At 72.9% G+C, this 17,414-nt stretch carries 17 protein-coding genes and 1 pseudogene; 6 read left to right on the plus strand and 12 right to left on the minus strand.

Annotated features, from left to right (window positions below; translation table 11 throughout):
* From ABZT17_RS26565 to ABZT17_RS26585, 5 genes and pseudogenes are all read right to left on the minus strand, one after another.
* Window positions 1-92 (minus strand): annotated as a pseudogene (locus ABZT17_RS26565) (hypothetical protein); the annotation flags it as partial.
* Window positions 93-137: 45 nt separating this feature from the next.
* A complete protein-coding gene (locus tag ABZT17_RS26570) occupies window positions 138-512 on the minus strand; it encodes an RNA polymerase-binding protein RbpA (RefSeq protein ID WP_010046329.1) in 375 nt (124 codons plus the stop codon).
* Between the two features lie 267 nt (window positions 513-779).
* A complete protein-coding gene (locus tag ABZT17_RS26575; protein WP_356352107.1) occupies window positions 780-2,114 on the minus strand; it encodes an MFS transporter in 1,335 nt (444 codons plus the stop codon).
* A 58-nt stretch (window positions 2,115-2,172) separates the two neighbouring features.
* Window positions 2,173-2,949, minus strand: coding sequence for a glycerophosphodiester phosphodiesterase (locus ABZT17_RS26580; protein WP_356352108.1), 777 nt, complete (start codon window positions 2,947-2,949; stop codon window positions 2,173-2,175).
* Entirely contained in the window at window positions 2,946-3,608 is a 663-nt protein-coding gene (locus ABZT17_RS26585) for a hypothetical protein (protein WP_356352109.1), read from the minus strand. Before ABZT17_RS26585 ends, ABZT17_RS26580 begins: the two co-directional genes overlap by 4 nt.
* Window positions 3,609-3,707: 99 nt before the next feature.
* Between ABZT17_RS26585 and ABZT17_RS26590 the strand changes: the two genes are divergently transcribed.
* A complete protein-coding gene (locus ABZT17_RS26590; RefSeq protein ID WP_356352110.1) occupies window positions 3,708-5,207 on the plus strand; it encodes a PLP-dependent aminotransferase family protein in 1,500 nt (499 codons plus the stop codon).
* Window positions 5,208-5,308: 101 nt separating this feature from the next.
* On the opposite strand, the gene ABZT17_RS26595 is transcribed toward ABZT17_RS26590, so the two are convergent.
* Both ABZT17_RS26595 and ABZT17_RS26600 read right to left on the minus strand, forming a co-directional pair.
* Entirely contained in the window at window positions 5,309-6,916 is a 1,608-nt protein-coding gene (locus ABZT17_RS26595) for a hypothetical protein (RefSeq protein ID WP_356352111.1), read from the minus strand.
* 40 nt (window positions 6,917-6,956) lie between these two features.
* Window positions 6,957-7,151, minus strand: a complete 195-nt coding sequence (locus ABZT17_RS26600; protein WP_037742059.1) for a hypothetical protein — start codon at window positions 7,149-7,151, stop codon at window positions 6,957-6,959.
* Between the two features lie 260 nt (window positions 7,152-7,411).
* Between ABZT17_RS26600 and ABZT17_RS26605 the strand changes: the two genes are divergently transcribed.
* The 5 genes from ABZT17_RS26605 to ABZT17_RS26625 all read left to right on the plus strand — a co-directional run bounded on the left by ABZT17_RS26605 (window position 7,412) and on the right by ABZT17_RS26625 (window position 12,919).
* Window positions 7,412-7,804: an ankyrin repeat domain-containing protein gene (locus ABZT17_RS26605; RefSeq protein WP_356352112.1), complete on the plus strand. Its 393-nt coding sequence runs from the start codon at window positions 7,412-7,414 to the stop codon at window positions 7,802-7,804.
* A 300-nt stretch (window positions 7,805-8,104) separates the two neighbouring features.
* Entirely contained in the window at window positions 8,105-9,523 is a 1,419-nt protein-coding gene (locus ABZT17_RS26610) for a HEAT repeat domain-containing protein (RefSeq protein ID WP_356352113.1), read from the plus strand.
* A 230-nt stretch (window positions 9,524-9,753) separates the two neighbouring features.
* The gene (locus ABZT17_RS26615) at window positions 9,754-10,893 is read left to right on the plus strand and encodes a glycosyltransferase family 1 protein (protein WP_356352114.1); all 1,140 of its coding nucleotides are present in this window, start codon (window positions 9,754-9,756) and stop codon (window positions 10,891-10,893) included.
* Window positions 10,890-12,047 carry a glycosyltransferase gene (locus ABZT17_RS26620; protein ID WP_356352115.1) on the plus strand — a complete coding sequence of 386 codons (1,158 nt, stop codon included), beginning with the start codon at window positions 10,890-10,892 and terminating at the stop codon, window positions 12,045-12,047. Before ABZT17_RS26615 ends, ABZT17_RS26620 begins: the two co-directional genes overlap by 4 nt.
* On the plus strand, window positions 12,044-12,919 hold the full coding sequence (locus ABZT17_RS26625) for an SGNH/GDSL hydrolase family protein (RefSeq protein WP_356352116.1): 876 nt from the start codon (window positions 12,044-12,046) through the stop codon (window positions 12,917-12,919). Before ABZT17_RS26620 ends, ABZT17_RS26625 begins: the two co-directional genes overlap by 4 nt.
* A gap of 64 nt (window positions 12,920-12,983) precedes the next feature.
* Here ABZT17_RS26625 and ABZT17_RS26630 read toward each other — a convergent pair whose 3' ends face one another.
* The 5 genes from ABZT17_RS26630 to ABZT17_RS26650 are packed head-to-tail and all read right to left on the minus strand — an operon-like array spanning window position 12,984 to window position 17,368.
* Window positions 12,984-13,853 (minus strand): biotin-dependent carboxyltransferase family protein, encoded by an 870-nt coding sequence (locus ABZT17_RS26630; RefSeq protein WP_356352117.1) that lies wholly within the window; start codon window positions 13,851-13,853, stop codon window positions 12,984-12,986.
* Window positions 13,850-14,467, minus strand: a complete 618-nt coding sequence (pxpB, locus tag ABZT17_RS26635) for a 5-oxoprolinase subunit PxpB (RefSeq protein ID WP_356352118.1) — start codon at window positions 14,465-14,467, stop codon at window positions 13,850-13,852. Before pxpB ends, ABZT17_RS26630 begins: the two co-directional genes overlap by 4 nt.
* A complete protein-coding gene (locus tag ABZT17_RS26640) occupies window positions 14,464-15,222 on the minus strand; it encodes a 5-oxoprolinase subunit PxpA (RefSeq protein WP_356352119.1) in 759 nt (252 codons plus the stop codon). The genes pxpB and ABZT17_RS26640 overlap by 4 nt, the downstream gene beginning before the upstream one ends.
* 20 nt (window positions 15,223-15,242) lie before the next feature.
* Window positions 15,243-16,076, minus strand: coding sequence for a putative hydro-lyase (locus ABZT17_RS26645; RefSeq protein WP_356352120.1), 834 nt, complete (start codon window positions 16,074-16,076; stop codon window positions 15,243-15,245).
* Entirely contained in the window at window positions 16,073-17,368 is a 1,296-nt protein-coding gene (locus tag ABZT17_RS26650) for an MFS transporter (protein ID WP_356352121.1), read from the minus strand. Before ABZT17_RS26650 ends, ABZT17_RS26645 begins: the two co-directional genes overlap by 4 nt.
* Window positions 17,369-17,414 lie beyond the last annotated feature (46 nt).

The following is a 17,414-nucleotide window of genomic DNA, read 5'->3' on the forward strand; positions in this document are numbered from 1 at the left end:
ACCGCGGCCTGCACCTCGATCACGGCGTCGTCGGGCAGGAAGGGCAGCGTGCCGCGGTTGTGGGTGTTCACCACCTGGTACGGCGATCCGCCCGCCGTCACTTGCGTTCGTTGGTGTCTGCCCGGCCCCGGCAGGGACTAGGCCGACTTGCGGCTGTCCCGCGGATGGATCGCGATGTTCATCGCGCCCGAACGCAGAACCGCCAGGCGCTCCTCGAGGACCTCTTCGAGTTCCTCTCGGGTGCGCCGCTCCATCAGCATGTCCCAATGGGTACGCGCGGGCTTGGCCTTCTTTTCCTCAGGGCCGTCGCCGTCAACGAGGAGTGCCTGGGCCCCGCAGACCTTGCACTCCCACTCCGGCGGAATCTCCGCCTCGACCGAGAAGGGCATCTCGAAGCGGTGCCCCTTCTCGCATGCGTACTCCACGGCCTGGCGCGGGGCCAGGTCGATACCGCGGTCCGTCTCGTAGCTGGTCACCACGAGGCGCGTGCCGCGAAGAGCTCGCTCACTCATGAATCGTGCCTCCCGGGCTTGTCGCCCACAGGACAGGTGTCGCTGTCGTCGTCATCCGGTCAACGTCCGGTCGGCGGTAAAGATTCCCGTTCCGGGTCCCGTTCCGGGTCATGCGTCGCCGTCGTAGCCGCCCCTTGTTGTACCCACCGGCGCCCGGTTTGTCACATCTGCTAGCAGATGTCACCCAGCGTTTCGGCATCTTTGACGCGCAGTAACGGTACGCCTGGCAGGCCAAACGCGTACACTACCGCCCTTTCGCCGTGAGCGCTAAATCCGCTCCGGAACCGGGTTGCCCGCGTCGCGGATCGCCCGCCCCACCGGAACCCGTGCGAGCAGCGCGAATCCGATGACGAAGAACGCCACGAGCGAGATGATCGCGTCCCGGTAACTTCCGGTCAGCTGGTAGGTGATCCCGAACAGCAGCGGTCCGAGCCAGCTCATACCCCGGTCGCTCATCTCGTACGCCGAGAAGTACTCCGCCTCTTTGCCGGGCGGCACCAGATGGGAGAACAGGGAGCGGGAGAGTGCCTGGCTGCCGCCGAGCACCAGCCCGATGCCGGCGGCGAGCACGAAGAACCACACCGGCCGCCCGGCCGGCAGGAAGTATCCGGCCGCCAGCGTCACGGTCCACGCCACCAGCGATCCAAGAATCGTGTGCTTCGCCCCGTATGTCCGCGCCAGTCGTCCCATCCCCAGCGCTCCCGCGACCGCCAGCACCTGGACCATCAGGACCGCGGTGATGAGCGTGGACTGGCTCAGCCCCAGCTCCTCCGAGCCGTACACCGAGGCCTGCGAGATCACCGTCTGGATGCCGTCGTTGTAGACGAGGTAGGCGAGCAGAAAGGACAGGGTGAGCGGTTTGCCTCGCATGTCCCGGACGGTGGCCGCCAGTTGCCGCCAGCCGTGGACCGCGGGCGCCGTGTTCGTCGTACGGCGGTCGCGCAGCCGTTTCAGCGGTACGAGGGTGAAGGCGCCCCACCACAGGCCCGCGGAGGCAAGGCAGACGCGGACCGCCGTGGACTCGGAGACACCGAAGGAGTCGTGTGCCGTGAACAGGACGAGATTGACGATCAGCATCGACGAACCGGCCGCGTAGCCGAAGGCCCAGCCGCGGGAGGAGACCCGGTCGCGGTCCTCGGGGCCGGCGATCTGCGGCAGATAGGAGTTGTAGACGACCATCGAGACGGCCACGGACGCGTTGGCGACGATCAGCAGCACGCCGCCCAGCAGATAGCGGTCCCCGGAGAGGAAGAACAGTCCGGTCGTGGCCGCCGCGCCCACGTACGCGCAGACGGCCAGCAGCGGTTTCTTCCGTCCCGTGCGGTCGGCCGCCGCGCCCACCAGCGGCATCACCACGATCGACACGATCACGGACGCGGAGACGCAGTACGCGAAGAACGACCCGGCCCGCACGGGGATGCCCAGCGGACGCACGAACCCGTCCGCGTCCGCCGCCGACTTGGCGACGGCCGTCAGATAGGGGCCCAGGAACACGGTGAGCACGCTCGTCGAGTAGACGGAACAGGCCCAGTCGTAGAAGTACCAGCCGCGCTGCTCGCGCCGCAGGTCGTGGGCGTCCGCCCGCACGGTGTCGGTGCTCACCCGTGCCCTCGCTTCCCCGCCGAAGGTGCCGTGCCAAGGGAGCGGTGGTGCGGGGCGGTCAGGTGTGGGGCACCCAGACGCCGCGGTCCTCCATGACCTTGCGCAACGTGTCGATGTGATCGGTCATGATGCCATCGACTCCCAGGTCCAGGAGCCGGTGCATGCGATCGGCCTCATTGATGGTCCACACGTGCACCTGCAGCCCACGCGCGTGTGCCGCGCGCACGAAGCGGTGGTCGACCACCTGGATCCCGGACTGGGCCTCGGGCACCTGGGCCGCGACCGCGGAACGGCGCAGGGCCGCCGGTACGCCCCAGGAGCGCAGCCGCAGGTTGAGCACGCCCCGGGTGCCGTACGACGTCGCCAGACGGGGTCCGGCCAGACGCTGGGCGCGGATCACCCGCGCCTCGGAGAAGGAGCCGACGCAGATCCGGTCCCAGGTGTTCGTGCGCTCGACGAGTTCGAGGAAGGGATGGAGCGAGGACTCCGCCTTGAGGTCGACGTTCCACCGCACCTCGGGGAAGGTCTCGAGCAACTCCTCGAAGAGCGGCACCGGCTCCCTGCCCGCCACGCGCGCGTGGCTGACGTCCTTCCACGGCAGATCCGCTATGCGCCCCGCGCCGTCCGTCACCCGGTCCAGCGTCGCGTCGTGGAAGGCGACCAGCTTGCCGTCCGCGGTGGTGTGCACATCGGTCTCGATGTACCGGTAGCCCGTCTCCACCGCCCGCCGGAACTGCGGCACGGTGTTCTCCAGACCGTCCGCGGCCCCGCCCCGGTGGGCGAAGGCGATGGGGCCGGGATGGTCGAGATAGGGGTGGCGTATCCGCGAGGTCACGGTCGCAGTATGGCCTTCTGCGGTTGCCCTTCGGCAACGACCGTGCTGCCATCGGATGCCGACGCGACGTCGAACACCCGCAGGAACAGCTGGGCGAGCGGACCGATCGACACCGCGTACAGGACGGTGCCGATGCCCACGGTGCCGCCGAGCGCGAATCCGGTGGCGACGACCGCGATCTCGATCGCCGTACGCATCAGACGGATCGAGCGGCCGGTACGGCGGTGAAGCCCCGTCATCAGGCCGTCGCGCGGGCCGGGGCCGAAGCGGGCCGAGATGTAGAGGCCGGTAGCCCCACCGTTGAGCAGGACGCCGGCCACCAGGACGGGAACGCGCACGAGCAGGGAGCGCGGGTCGGGGGCGAGGTCGAGGGTGGCGTCCATGGCGAGGCCCACGACGAACACGTTGGAGACGGTGCCGAGGCCGGGGCGCTGGCGCAGCGGGATCCACAGCAGCAGCACCGCGGCACCCACGAAGATCGACACGACCCCGATCGTGAGCCCGGTGAGCTTGGCGAGCCCCTGGTGCAGCACCCCCCAGGGTTCGAGTCCGAGGCCCGACTCCACGAGGAGCGCGGAGCTCGCCCCGTACAGCACGAGTCCGGCGTAGAGCTGGATCAGGCGCCGCCCGAGACGGGCCCGCGTGGACTTCGTGGGCAAGGGGTACCCCCTGTGGTCGTAGTGGCCTGGTGCATGCCACCCTGGAACCCGAGTGGAAGTGCCATCCATGGCCAATCCGGGGAAGGTGGACTGATTTCCATGGCGCAGTGGACCTCGGCGATGGGTGCGGCGCAGCTCGCCCGGCTGCTCAACTCCCAGCAGGACCGCCCCGCGGGCCCCGGCACCCGCCGCCCGCCCGCCTACCGCGCGCTGGCCGACGGCGTCCGCCTGCTGGTCCTGGAGGGCCGTGTCCCGGTGGCCGCCCGGCTCCCCGCGGAACGCGAGCTGGCCCTCGCCCTGTCCGTCAGCCGTACGACGGTCGCGGCCGCCTACGAGGCACTGCGCGCCGAGGGCTTCCTGGAGTCCCGGCGCGGCGCCGGCAGCTGGACGGCCGTACCGGCCGGAAACCCGCTCCCCGCGCGGGGCCTCGAACCCCTCCCGCCCGAGGCCCTCGGCTCGATGATCGACCTGGGCACCGCGGCGCTTCCCGCGCCCGAGCCATGGCTGACCCGTGCCGTCCAGGGCGCGCTGGAGGAGCTGCCGCCGTACGCCCATACGCACGGCGACTACCCTGCCGGGCTCCCCGCCCTGCGCTCGATGATCGCCGACCGTTACACCGCGAGCGGCATCCCGACGATGCCCGAGCAGATCATGGTGACCACGGGCGCCATGGGCGCGATCGACGCCATCTGTCATCTCTTCGCGGGCCGCGGCGAGCGCGTCGCCGTGGAGTCGCCGTCGTACGCCAACATCCTCCAGCTGATGCGGGAGGCCGGGGCGCGGCTCGTCCCGGTCGCCATGGCGGAGGGGCTGACCGGCTGGGACCTGGACCGCTGGCGCCAGGTGCTGCGCGACGCGGCCCCCCGGATCGCCTACATCGTCGCCGACTTCCACAACCCGACCGGGGCGCTCGTGGGCGAGGACCAGCGGCGGCAGCTCGTCGAGGCGGCCCGGTCGGCGGGGACGGTGCTGATCGCGGACGAGACGATGACCGAGCTGTGGCTGGACGAGGACGTGTCGATGCCGCGGCCGGTGTGCGCCTTCGATCCGGCGGGGTCCATCGTGATCACGGTCGGATCGGCCAGCAAGGCCTTCTGGGCGGGCATGCGGATCGGCTGGGTGCGCGCGGCCCCGGACGTGATCCGCAGCCTGGTCGCGGCGCGTGCCTACGCCGACCTGGGCACCCCGGTGCTGGAGCAGCTCGCCGTGAACTGGCTGTTCAACACGGGGGGCTGGGCGCAGGCCGTGGAGCTGCGGCGCGATCAGGCCCGGGAGAACCGGGACGCGCTGGTCGCCGCGGTACGGCGGGAGCTGCCGGAGTGGGAGTTCGACGTGCCGAGCGGCGGGCTGACGCTGTGGGTGCGCACCGGCGGCCTGTCGGGTTCGCGGCTCGCGGAGGCCGGGGAGCGCGTCGGGGTACGGGTGCCGTCCGGTCCGCGCTTCGGGGTGGACGGCGCCTTCGAGGGCTATGTACGGCTGCCGTTCACCGTGGCGGGCGCGGTGGCCGACGAGGCGGCGCTGAGGCTGGCGGCGGCGGCGAAGCTGGTGGAGACGGGAGCGAGCGGGGGCGGGGACTCACCGCGAACGTTCGTGGCGTAGCCGCGGGCGGTCGTGTCGCCGGGGCGGCTCCCGCCCTGAGGGAGCGGCAGTCCGTCGGAGCGGGCGGGCGAATCACCGTGGCCCGCACCGACGCCGACCGGCTACGAACTCTCGGCCGCCACGGCCTCCGAAGGCACCGCCTCCGCCTCGATCTTCTCGGCCTCGATGCCCTCGGCCTCCATCCCCTCCGCATCGGCCGGCCGGGTCCGCGGCGGCAGCAGCGCCAGCACCGCCTGCCGGTCCGCGTCGCTGGTCGCGTCGTCGTACGGGTCCGGTGTGGCCGGCACCTGAAGCCGGTGGACGGGTCCGGCCCCGAGCCGTGCGTACCCCCGCCCCGGTGGCACCTGTGCCACCGGCGTCGAGTTCGGACGGGCCCCGAGCACGGACGCCAACTGCTCACCCGTCGCGGGCCCGAGCACGACACGCGCGCGGGTGTGCTGCCGTACCGCGTCACTGAGCGCGTCCGCGCTGTCGAACTGCTCGGCCACCACCACGGTGACATTGGCCGCGCGCCCGTGCCGGAGGGGCACCTGGAGCAGGGCCTGCGGGTCCTTGCGGCCGTCGGCCGCCGCCAGCGGGGAGAAGGCGCTGGGGCGGTCCAGCAGGACCCACAGGGGCCGCCGGGCGTCGTCCGGCGTCGGGTGACCGGCCTGGCGGGCGTGGTTGGCCGCGATGAGCCGGCGTTCCGTCTCGGTGGCCGCCCACTCCAGGCTCGCCAGCGCCCCGGCCAGCCCGCACTCGACGGCGAGGACGCCGTCCCGGCCGGTCAGGCACGCGTACTCGCCGGTGCCTCCGCCCTCGACGATCACGACGTCGCCGTACTGGAGCGCCTGGAGGGCGATCGAGCGCAGCAGGGTCGAGGTGCCGCTGCCGGGCTGGCCCATGACCAGCAGGTGCGGCTCGGTGGACCGGACGCCGGTGCGCCAGACGACCGGAGGGACGTCGCGCTGCTCCTCGCCGTAGGCGAGCGGGAGCGTGCGCTGGACCTGGGTGGGATCGGTGAAGCCGAGGACGGTCTCGCCGGGAGCCGTGACGAAACGCTGGGCGGCGATGTCGGTGGGCAGCGGGGACAGCGCCGTGACGGCGAGCTGGTTGCCCTCCTCGTCCCAGGCGAAGTGGTACTCGCGGCCGCGGCCCGACTTCGCGTGCAGCAGCTGCTCGATCCGGGCCCGGGCCCCGGCCTCGCCGTCCGGGAAGTACGCGGGGTAGCGGATCACGAGCTGGGTGGCGCGACCCGTCTCGTCGAACTCGTATGCGGGGAAGGCCTGCTCCCACTCGCCGCCGTGGGCGTAGAGGGGCGCGGGGTCCTCGGGGGTCGAGAAGTAGGGGACCAGGGCCTCGTAGAGCGACTTGAGCCGCTGCGTCTGCGACTCGTCGGGGCCTTCGGGTTCCGTTGGCTTGCGGTCGCGGCCCTGCCAGGCCGCCGCCGCCATCAGGAGGATGGCGGCGAGCAGCGGGCCGTACGGCACGAGCGCCACGACCAGGATCACCGACGCCACCAGGAACAGCAGCGGTCCACGCTTGTCCTTGGGGGTCTCGGCCCATCTGCGCCGCCCGGCCGCCGCCAGCCGGCGCAGACCGCGCGTGATCGTGATCAGCGGATGGAGGACGTCGGTGGCGCTGTCGGCCGCCGTCCGGGCCAGCTCCCGGCTCCGGGCGATCTGTGCGCTGCCTGTGCTCAGGATGCGGGGTAGGGGGCGGCGGGCCACTGCTGTCTCCTGGTGGTGCGTACGGACGGGACGGGCGGCGTCAGAACTTGATGCCGCCGAGGAGGCTGGCCAGGCTCTCGCCGCCCGCCTTGATGCTCGGCGCGATCGCCGTGCTCGCCAGGTAGAAGCCGAACAGGGCCGACACCATGGCGTGCGACGCCTTGAGGCCGTCCTTGCGGAAGAAGAGGAAGACGATGATGCCGAGCAGGACCACGCCTGAGATGGACAGGATCATTTGAGATCTCCTGGTTCGTGGGGACAGTCACCATGAGTACTTCCAGGATCACAGGATGTATCCATACGATAAAAGGTGCAAATGGGTGAATTTCGGTGGATTTCCCTCTGATGGTCGAGCCGTGTGGGGCCGGATGAGCAGGGTGTTTGCGTCCGACCGGGTCTGTGGTGATCTTTACCTCCGGCGCATCGGGTCATGTGCCGCGCCACCCAGTACCCTGGCGATTCACCTGAACGGTTGCAGGAGAGGCGGTCCGGCCGATGACTGAAGCCCCCGACCCCGAGGTCGTGGAGCTGGCGAGCAAGATCTTCGATCTGGCCCGCCAGGGCAGGACCGAGGCGCTCGTGGCGTACGTCGACGCGGGTGTTCCGGCCGGCCTCACCAACGACCGGGGCGACTCGCTCGTGATGCTCGCCGCGTACCACGGGCACGCGGACGCGGTGCGCGAACTGCTCGCCCGGGGCGCCGCCGCCGACGAGATCAACGACCGGGGGCAGACCCCGCTCGCCGGGGCCGTCTTCAAGGGTGAGACGGACGTCATCAAGGCTCTGCTGGAGGGTGGCGCCGACCCCTCCGCGGGCACCCCGTCGGCCGTCGACACCGCACGGATGTTCGGAAAGACAGAACTGCTCGAATTGTTCGGCGCACACTGAACCGATGTTCTGACCAGCGAAAACAGAGAAAACGGGGGAGGCGGTACAGGGCCGCCGAAATTTCGGTCGCGGCAGGTCGAAGTGCCGAGTCATCATGACGTCGTGATTCACGGACGCGATGGCCGGGCATGTGTTGCCGCACCGCGCGGGCCGTGATGCGGCCCGCATGGGCCACTGACGAGAGGCAGAGGAAAATGGTCTACAGCAAGCAGGAAACGGCGGGCGCCCCGACGTGTTGTCACGCGGCCAGGTGAAGCAAGAACCCCGGTTGCGTCGACGCTTGATGTGAGGCTGTTTCCCATGTTCGAACCGGTCATAGCGCCCAGCGGCACGCTGCTCGGCCTGCTCCAGCGGGGCCGCGGCGACGGCACACTGCACGCGCTCACCGCCCCGCGAGCCGAAGCGCTCGCGGCCCTGAACCACTGTGTGCTGCGCGATCCCCGCCACGACTGGCAGGTGGAGAACCGCTCGCTCTACTACGCCCGTCTCTATCTCGATCTGAACGGCGAGCTGGACGACATCGAGGCGCATCTCTTCGACGTCGAGGACACCTTCGACACCGAGGAGTCCCGCACGGGCCTGGCCCTCGCCGTCCTCGGTCACCTCGCCTCCTACGGCCGCCGGGACGCGCTCGCGCTGCTGCGCAGGTACGCCGCCTGCGGCTCCAACTGGGCCTGGGCCCTGGACGAGCTGGCACTGCGCGACGACGACGCCGGCCTGCGGTCCCTGGCCGCCCCGGTGCTGGCCCGCTTCCCCGCCGACGCCGAGGGCGAGGCCGAACTGGCCACCGCCGTGCGCGACGCCTTCGAGCCCCGGCCCTGGCGGCTGTGGGCCGAGGATCCCCGCGAGTCGGTCGCCACCCGCGTGCGCGCCGCCCACGAGGCCGGCTGTTTCGACCGGTGGCAACGCCAGATGCGACCTACCGGGCCCCGCCCGGGGTGGAGCGTGCAGGCCGTCTTCGAGTGGGCCCAGCAGGGCATCGAGCGGGGCGCGGCCCTGCATGTGCCGGCCGCCCGCTGCCTCGTCGCCGTCGCCGGCCCCGAGGACCGGCCCGAGATCGTCCGGGCCGCCCTGGACGGCACCGACGGAGCCCGCTGCACCGCGCTGCGTTACCTCGCCGACAGCAGTGATCCCGACGCCCTCGATCTGATCGAGGCCGCCGTGACCACCGGCTCGTCCGTCGTCGTGGAGGCCGCCGTCGACGCCTTCGAACGGATGCGCAGCATCGCCGCCGTCGACCGGGCCCGCGGCTGGGCCCGACGGCCCGACCCGCTCGGGGCCGCCGCCGGACGGATGCTCGCCTGCCGGGGCGGAGCCGAGGACAAGGACCTCGTCCTGGGCGCACTCCGGGAGGCCGTACGGGGCGAGGGCCCCGACGCCCCGACCCTGTGGACCCTCGTCGACGGGACCGGCCGGCTCGGCATCGCCTGCGCCGCCCCCGTCCTGCGCCACATCTACCGGGAGACCGCCTCCTCGCACCTGCGCGGCCGCGCCGCCCGCGCCCTGGCCGCCACCGATCCCTCCTTCCCCGCCGGCTTCGCCGTCGAGTGCCTCTGGGACTGTGAGGAGACCACCCGCGAGATCGCCGCCCGGCACGCCGAGACCGGCGACGCCCGGGTCGTGGAACAGCTCCGCCGCCTCGCCGCCGACCCGGCCGAGGAAGCCGAGGTGCAGACCGCCGTACGCAGCCGGATCGCGCCCGAGGGACCCGCTGTGTGACGCGGCCCGGACGGCGGGAACCGGGCAGCGCCCGCCGACGAGAAGCCTGCCCCGCACACCTTCACCGGGTGGTGGCAGGGCCGCCGGGTGAACAAGGGATGACCCGCGGGTCAGGCGGTCATGGACACGGTCTGACCTGCTCGGGTGTGCGAGGGAACGCTCACGGGACGTTCACCGTTCGCAAAGATCGACGTTGACGCGACCACGTCCGGCACGGCGAGAACACCAGTATGCGTGTCGTCATCGTGACCGAATCCTTTCCCCCCGATGTGAACGGCGTGGCCCACTGCGCGCTCCAGACCGCCCGGCACCTCGTAGATCGCGGTCACTCCCCGCTCGTCGTCGCCCCGGCCGGCACCGCTCTGCTGGGCCGGACCGGGCCCGACGCCCAGGCGCCGTGCCCCGTCGTCCGTGTCCCCTCCCTACCGCTCCCGGGCTACCCCCAGGTCCGGGTCGCCCTGCCCAGCCGACGCCTGGCCGCCGCCATCGTCGAACACCGGCCCGACATCGTGCACCTGGCCAGCCCCTTCGTCCTCGGCGTCCGCGGCATGACGGCCGCCGCCCGGCTCGGCATCCCCGCCGTCGCCGTCTACCAGACCGACCTGGCCGGATACGCCCGCACCTACATGGGCGCGGGCGAGGCGGCGGCCTGGCGGCGCATCCGCTCCGTCCACGCCGCCGCCGACCTCACCCTCGCCCCCTCCAGCGCCTCGTTGCACGACCTGGAGACCCATGACGTCCCCCGGGTCAAGCTGTGGCAGCGCGGTGTGGACACCGTCCGCTTCCGCCCCGACCTGCGCGACGAGGCCGTGCGCCGTGCACTCGCCCCCAACGGCGAGCTGATCGTGGGCTACGTCGGGCGGCTCGCCCCCGAGAAGCACGTCGAGCTCCTGTCGGGGGTCTGCGGGCTCGACGGCGTGAAGGTCGTGGTCGTCGGCGACGGCCCGAGCCTGCCGACCCTGTCCGAGGCGCTGCCGGGCGCGGTCTTCCTCGGCCGCCGCACCGGCGACGAACTCGCCCGGATCTACGCCTCGTTCGACGTCTTCGCGCACACCGGTCCCTTCGAGACCTTCTGCCAGACCGTGCAGGAGGCCATGGCCAGCGGCCTGCCCGTCGTCGCGCCCGCGGTCGGCGGCCCCCTCGACCTGGTCGCCCACGGGCGCACCGGGTTCCTCGTCCCGCCCCACGACGCGGACGCCGTACGCGACGCGGTGAAGGCCCTCGGCGCCGACGCCGATCAGCGGTTCCTGTTCGGCGCCACCGCGCGCACCACCGTCGAGGGCCGCACCTGGGCGGCCGTCGGCGACCAACTCATCGGCCACTACGCGGACGTCCTCGCCGCCCGGAAGAAGACGGCGGTGCCGGCATGACCCCGCTCAGGATCGTGCGTCTCGCGAACTTCGTCGCCCCCGCGTCCGGCGGTCTGCGCACCGCCCTGCGGGAGCTGGGCAAGGGCTACCGGGCGGCCGGCCACGAGCCCGTGCTGATCGTCCCCGGCGAGCGCGCCGACGACCGGGACACCGAGCAGGGGCGCGTCATCACCCTGCCCGGACCGCTGCTGCCCGGCACCGGCGGATACCGCGTGCTGACCGACAGGCGGCGCGTGGCCGCGCTGCTGGAGCACCTCGCGCCGGACCGGCTCGAGGTCTCCGACCGCACGACGCTGCGCTGGACCGGCAAGTGGGCGCGCCGCCACCGCGTCCCCGCCGTGATGGTCTCCCACGAGACCGCCGACGGCGTCCTGCGGACCTGGGGCCTGTCGGAGGGCGCGGCCCGGCGGGCCGCCGACGCCCTCAACATCCGTACGGCGCACACCTACGCGCGCGTGGTGTGCACGACGGAGTTCGCCGAGCGGGAGTTCGTCAGGATCGGCGCCCGCAATGTCGTACGGGCCCCGCTCGGCGTCGACCTGGTGGAACGGCATCCCGCACTGCGCGACCCGGAGCTGCGTGCCCGCTACGCGCGCGTGGACGAGACGCTGCTCGTGACGTGCACCCGGCTCTCCGTGGAGAAGCGGCCCGGCACCGCCCTGGACGCCCTGGAGGCGCTGGTGCGGCGCGGCCGGAAGGCGGTGCTGGTGGTCGCCGGTGACGGGCCGCTGCGGTCCCGCCTCGAACTGCGGGCGCGGGAGCGCAGGTTGCCGGTGACGTTCCTCGGGCACGTCTCCGACCGGGCCCTGCTGGGTGCCCTCCAGGCCTCCGCCGACGTGTGCCTGGCTCCCGGGCCCGCCGAGACGTTCGGGCTCGCCGCGCTGGAGGCGATGGCCTGCGCCACGCCCGTCGTGGTGAGCACGTCCTCCGCGCTGCCGGAGGTCGTCGGCTCCGCCGGAGCCGTCGCCGCGGATCACGGGGACGCCTTCGCCGACGCGGTCGACCTGCTCCTCGGGCTCCCTGAGCGGGAGCGGCGGGAGGCGGCACGCGCGCGTGCCGAGTGCTTCGGGTGGGACACGGCCGTCGACGCGTTCCTCGCCGCCCACGACGCGACGGTGCCCTCGCGCCGCTACGTGCCCGGGGGCGTGGCATGAGACCGGTGCGTTTCGTCGCCCTCGGGGACTCGCTGACCGAGGGCGTGGGCGATCCCGTCGGGGACGGGTGGCGCGGCTGGGCCGCGCTGCTCGCCGGCGGGCTGGCCGAGGGGGCCGGTGGCTGCGGTGACCCCCGCTCGCCCGTGGAGTTCACGAACCTCGCGGTGAGCGGGGCGCAGACCCGCGAGGTGCTGGAACAGCAGACGCCCGCCGGGCTCGCCCTGAGGCCGGACGTCGTCTCCGTGGTGATCGGCGTCAACGACACCCTGCGCTGCACCTTCGACATCCACGCCGTCGCCGAACGGCTCGACAAGGTGTACTCCGCCTTCACCGGGCAGGGGGCCACCCTCCTCACGGCCTGTCTGCCCGACCCCGGGTCGATGCTCGGGCTGCCGGGGTCGCTGGCCCGTCCGCTGGCCAGACGCCAGCGGGCGGTCAACCGGGTGGTGCACGCGCTGTCCGACCGTCACGGCGCGGTGCATCTCCATGCGGCCGAGGAGGACTGGATCGCGGACCGGGGGATGTGGAGCGCGGACCGGCTGCATCCCGGTGAGCGGGGGCATCGGCAGCTGGCGGTGCGGTTCCACTCCCTGCTGGCCGAGGCGGGGCTGGGTGTGGGTGCCGCGCCTTCCGCGGAGCCGGAGTTCCCGGTGCCCACGCGCTCGGCGAGCCTGTGGTGGTTGGCGACCGCGGGGACGGCGTGGGTCGCCCGCCGGTGCACCGACCTCCTGCCGCAGCTGATGACGCTGGCCGCGGACGAGATGCGGCACCGGGCCCGGGGCACGAGTGCGCGGCTCGATGTGCGGGCCGCCGCCGCGGTGTCGGCGGCGCTGGCCGCGCTGCAGGTGGTGGAGTCCCCGGACGTCGCGTGAGGGGCCGGTCGGCGTCCGCGCCGCGCGCATCCGGTGGGCGTCCGCGCCCCTTGGAGGAGGGGCGCTATCGGCGGCGTACCTCCAGGAAGCGAATCGGTGTGCCGGGTGCCGCCTGGGCGGCTGCGGGGAGGTCCTGCGGCCGGACCACCGCGATCACCGGGTAGCCTCCGGTGGTCGGGTGGTCGGCGAGGAAGACGACCGGTCTGCCGTCCGGGGGGACCTGGACCGCGCCCAGGACCATGCCCTCGCTCGGGAGTTCGCCGGGCAGGGCTCTCTCCAGAGCCGGGCCCTCCGTGCGCAGGCCGATGCGGTTGCCGGCGGGGGAGACCCGGTAGACGCGCGAGGTGAAGGTGCGCAGGGCCTCCGGGGTGAACCAGTCGTCGCGGGGGCCGAGTGTCACCCGGAGCAGCAGTTCCGCCGGCGGAGACGGCTGGGGGGCCGTGTCCACGCGCGCGGGGAGGCTTGTCGGGGCCCCGAGAGGCAGCACCGTGCCGTCCGCGAGCGGGGGCGGCCCCAGGCCGGACAAGAGGTCGGTGGAGCGGCTGCCGAGCACCGGGTCGACGGCGATGCCCCCGGAGACGGCGACGTAGCCACGTACTCCCGAGACGACCGTGCCGATCTCCAGGAGGGCGCCCGCCGGCACATGGACCGGAGCCCCCCAAGGGGCGGGGCGGCCGTTCACCGTGACGGGGCAGGGCGCGCCCCCGACCGCCACCGTGACCGTCGAACGCGGGCGTACGGCGCAGCCGTTGAGGGTGGTCTCCAGCACGGCCGCCCCGCGCGGATTGCCGACCAGGCGGTTGACGAGGGCCGCGGACGGGCCGTCGAGGGCACCCGAGCGGGGGACGCCCAGGTGGGCGTGGCCGGGCCGGCCCTCGTCCTGGACGGTGGTGAGGGCTCCCGCGCGGACCACCACCAGTGCGCGGTCCGTCATGACGGCTCCGCCGGGACGAAGCGCACGCGCGTGCCGGGTGACAGGAGCGCGGCCGGTACGCGCGCGTGGTCCCACAGAACGGTGTCCGTGCTGCCGATCAGCTGCCAGCCGCCCGGGGACGATCGCGGGTAGACGCCCGTGTACGGTCCCGCGAGCGCCACGGAGCCTGCCGGGACCGCCGTGCGGGGGGTGGCGCGGCGCGGGACGTCGTAGTGCCGCGGCAGGCCCGTCAGATAGCCGAAGCCGGGGGCGAAGCCGCAGAAGGCCACGGTGAACTCGGTGCCCGCGTGGATGCGGGTCGCCTCGCGTTCGCTCACGCCCCAGTGCGCGGCCACGTCGGCCAGGTCCGGGCCGTCGTAGCGCACCGGGATCTCGATCGCCGCACGCGCGCGTGGGGGAGCGGGTGGCACCTCGGCGGCGGTGAGCTCGGCGGCGAGAGCGGCGGGGTCGGTGAGGCCGTCGAGGAGGACCGTACGGGCGGCCGGGACGATCTCGCGGACCGGGAGCGCGCCCTCCGCGCGGCGGCGCAGCAGCTCCGCCTGGAGAGCCTGGACCTCGTCGCCGGAGGCGACCTCGACGAGGAGGGCGGTGTCGCCGACGCGCAGGGCCCTCATACGAAGGCCTCGACGCGGACCCCGGACTCCTGCAGGCGCCGCCGCACCAGCCGGGCCAGCTCGACCGCGCCGGGAGTGTCGCCGTGCAGGCACAGCGAACGCGCGCGTACCTCGACGTGCCCGCCGGAGTGCGAGGCGACCACACCGTTTCGGGCGAGGCCCACGGAGCGCTCCACGACCGTCTCCGGATCGGTGACCACGGCGCCGTCCTCGCCGCGTGGCACGAGCGTGCCCCGCTCGGTGTACGCGCGGTCCGCGAACGCCTCGCAGACGGGCGCCAGGCCCGCTTTCTCGGCGTACTCCAGCAGGCGCGAGCCGGGCAGGCCGAGCACGGGCAGCGTGGCGTCGGCGAGCCGGACGCCGTCCACGACCGCGCCGGCCTGTTCCTCGTCGTGCACGACGCGGTTGTAGAGCGCGCCGTGCGGTTTGACGTACGACACGCGCGTGCCCGCCGCGCGCGCGAAGACCTCCAGGGCGCCGATCTGGTACGCCACTTCGGCCGCCAGTTCGGCGGGAGGTACGTCCATCGCGCGCCGCCCGAAGCCCGCGAGGTCGCGATAGGAGACCTGGGCCCCGATCCGGACACCGCGCTCGGCCGCCAGCTCGCACACCCGTCGCATGGTGGCCGCGTCCCCGGCGTGGAACCCGCAGGCCACGTTGGCGCTGGTGACGACGGACAGCAGCTGTTCGTCGTCGGTCAGCCGCCAGCGGCCGAAGCCCTCGCCGAGGTCGGCGTTCAGATCGATCGAGGTCATGGATCCTTCGTGTCTTCCGCTCAGGCCACGACGCGGTACTGCTCGTCGCGGGCGTCCGTCAGGAACATCTGTCCGGGTGCGTGGGTGAGGGCGAACGGCGGGCGCGAGGCCATCACCGCGGCCTGCGGGGTCACACCGCAGGCCCAGAACACCGGGATGTCGTCCGGTTCGGTGTCCACCGGGTCACCGAAGTCGGGCCGGCCGAGGTCGTCGATGCCGAGCGCCGAGGGATCGCCGCAGTGTACGGGGCTGCCGTGCACCGCGGGGAGCAGGGCGCTCTCCCGGATCGCCGCCGCCAGGTGCTGCGGCGGCACCGGCCGCATGGACACCACCATGGGGCCGTGCAGCCGCCCCGCCGGACGGCACTGCCGGCCGGTCGTGTACATCGGGACGTTGCGGCCCTGCTCGATGTGCCGGATCGGCACCCCCGCCTCGGCGAGCGCCCACTCGAAGGTGAAGCTGCACCCGATGAGGAAGGACACCAGATCCTCGCGCCAGTACCCGCGCACGTCCGTAGGCTCGTCCACCAGCTCGCCGTCCCGCCACACCCGGTAGCGCGGCAGATCGGTCCGCAGATCGGCGCCGTCGGCGAGGACCGTGGTCCAGGAGCCGGCGTCGGTCACGTCGAGCACCGGGCAGGGCCGCGGGTTGCGCTGGCAGAACAGCAGCATGTCGTACGCCCAGTCGGCGGGCACCGAGATCAGGTTGACCTGGGTGTGGCCCGCCGCGACTCCGGCGGTGGGGCCGGCGAGCCCCTTCCGGAAGCGGGCCCGGGCGCTTCTCGGGGTCCACGCGTGCGCGTGCTCGTCGACGAGGGTCAGGGGGCGGTCGGCGACCGTGTCCTCGCGGTTCACACGAGCTCCTTCCCGCGCGTCTCCGGCAGGCCGAGCAGCGCCAGCGCCGCGATGCCGTAGCCGATCGCACCGAACACCAGCGCGCCGCCCACGCCCCAGCTGTCGGCCAGGAAGCCGACCGTGGTGGGGAAGACGGCGCCCACGGCCCGACCGGTGTTGTACGTGAAGCCCTGGCCCGTGCCCCGGACGCTGGTCGGGTACAGCTCGCTCAGGTAGGACCCGAAGCCGCTGAAGATCGCCGACATGCAGAACCCCAGCGGGAAGCCCAGCACCAGGAGCAGGGTGTTGGCGCCGTGCGGGATGTTGGCGTACGCCAGGACGCAGACGGCGGAGAGCAGCGCGAACAGCCAGATGTTGCGGCGGCGGCCGAGGCGGTCGGTGAGGTAGCCGCCGGTGAGGTAGCCGAGGAAGGCTCCCGAGATCAGGAACGTCAGATAGCCGCCGGTGCCGACCACCGACAGGCCCCGATCGGTCTTCAGATACGTCGGCACCCAGGTGGCGAGCGTGTAGTAGCCGCCCTGGACGCCGGTGGAGAGCAGTCCGGCGAAGATCGTGGTGCGCAGCAGACCGGGCCTGAAGATCGCCGTGAACGAGCCCTTCTCCGCGCTCCGTTCGCGTACGGCGACCGCCTCGGGGGCGTCGTGCACCCGGCGTCGCATCCAGATCACCAGGAGCGCGGGCAGCGCGCCGGTCCAGAACATGATCCGCCAGGCCAGATCGTCACCGGCGAACGAGAACACCAGGGTGTACACGATCGCGGCCAGCGCCCAGCCGACGGCCCAGGAACTCTGGACCGCGCCGAGCGTGCGTCCCCGGTGCCTGGCGCTCGCGTACTCGGCGACCAGGATCGCGCCGACCGCCCACTCGCCGCCGAAGCCGAGGCCCTGGAGGGCGCGGAAGACCAGCAGGGTCTCGTAGTTCGGTGCGAAGCCGCAGGCCACCGTGAAGACGGCGTAGGTGATCACCGTGATCATCAGCGCCCTGACCCGGCCGACCCGGTCGGCCACCACGCCCGCGACGGCTCCGCCGACGGCGGAGACCACGAGTGTCACGGTCGTGAAGAGGCCGGTCTGACCGCTGTCCAGGCCGAAGTAGGCGGAGAGCGCGACCATGCTCAGCGGGAGGGTGAAGTAGTCGTACGAATCCAGGGCATAGCCGCCGAAGGCGCCCGCGAAGGCGCGGCGGCCCCGCGGCCCCAGGGCGCGCAGCCAGCCCAACGCGCCGTCGTGATCGGAGAGTTCACCGGCTGGTGCGCCGGTGACCAGGGCCTGCGGTGGAGGGGTCGTGCTCATGGGCACCTCGCAGTGGGAGGACGGAGGGTGCATCAGGACTGAGCCG

The sequence above is a fragment of the Streptomyces sp. NPDC005648 genome, from assembly GCF_040605395.1.
GTDB lineage: Bacteria > Actinomycetota > Actinomycetes > Streptomycetales > Streptomycetaceae > Streptomyces.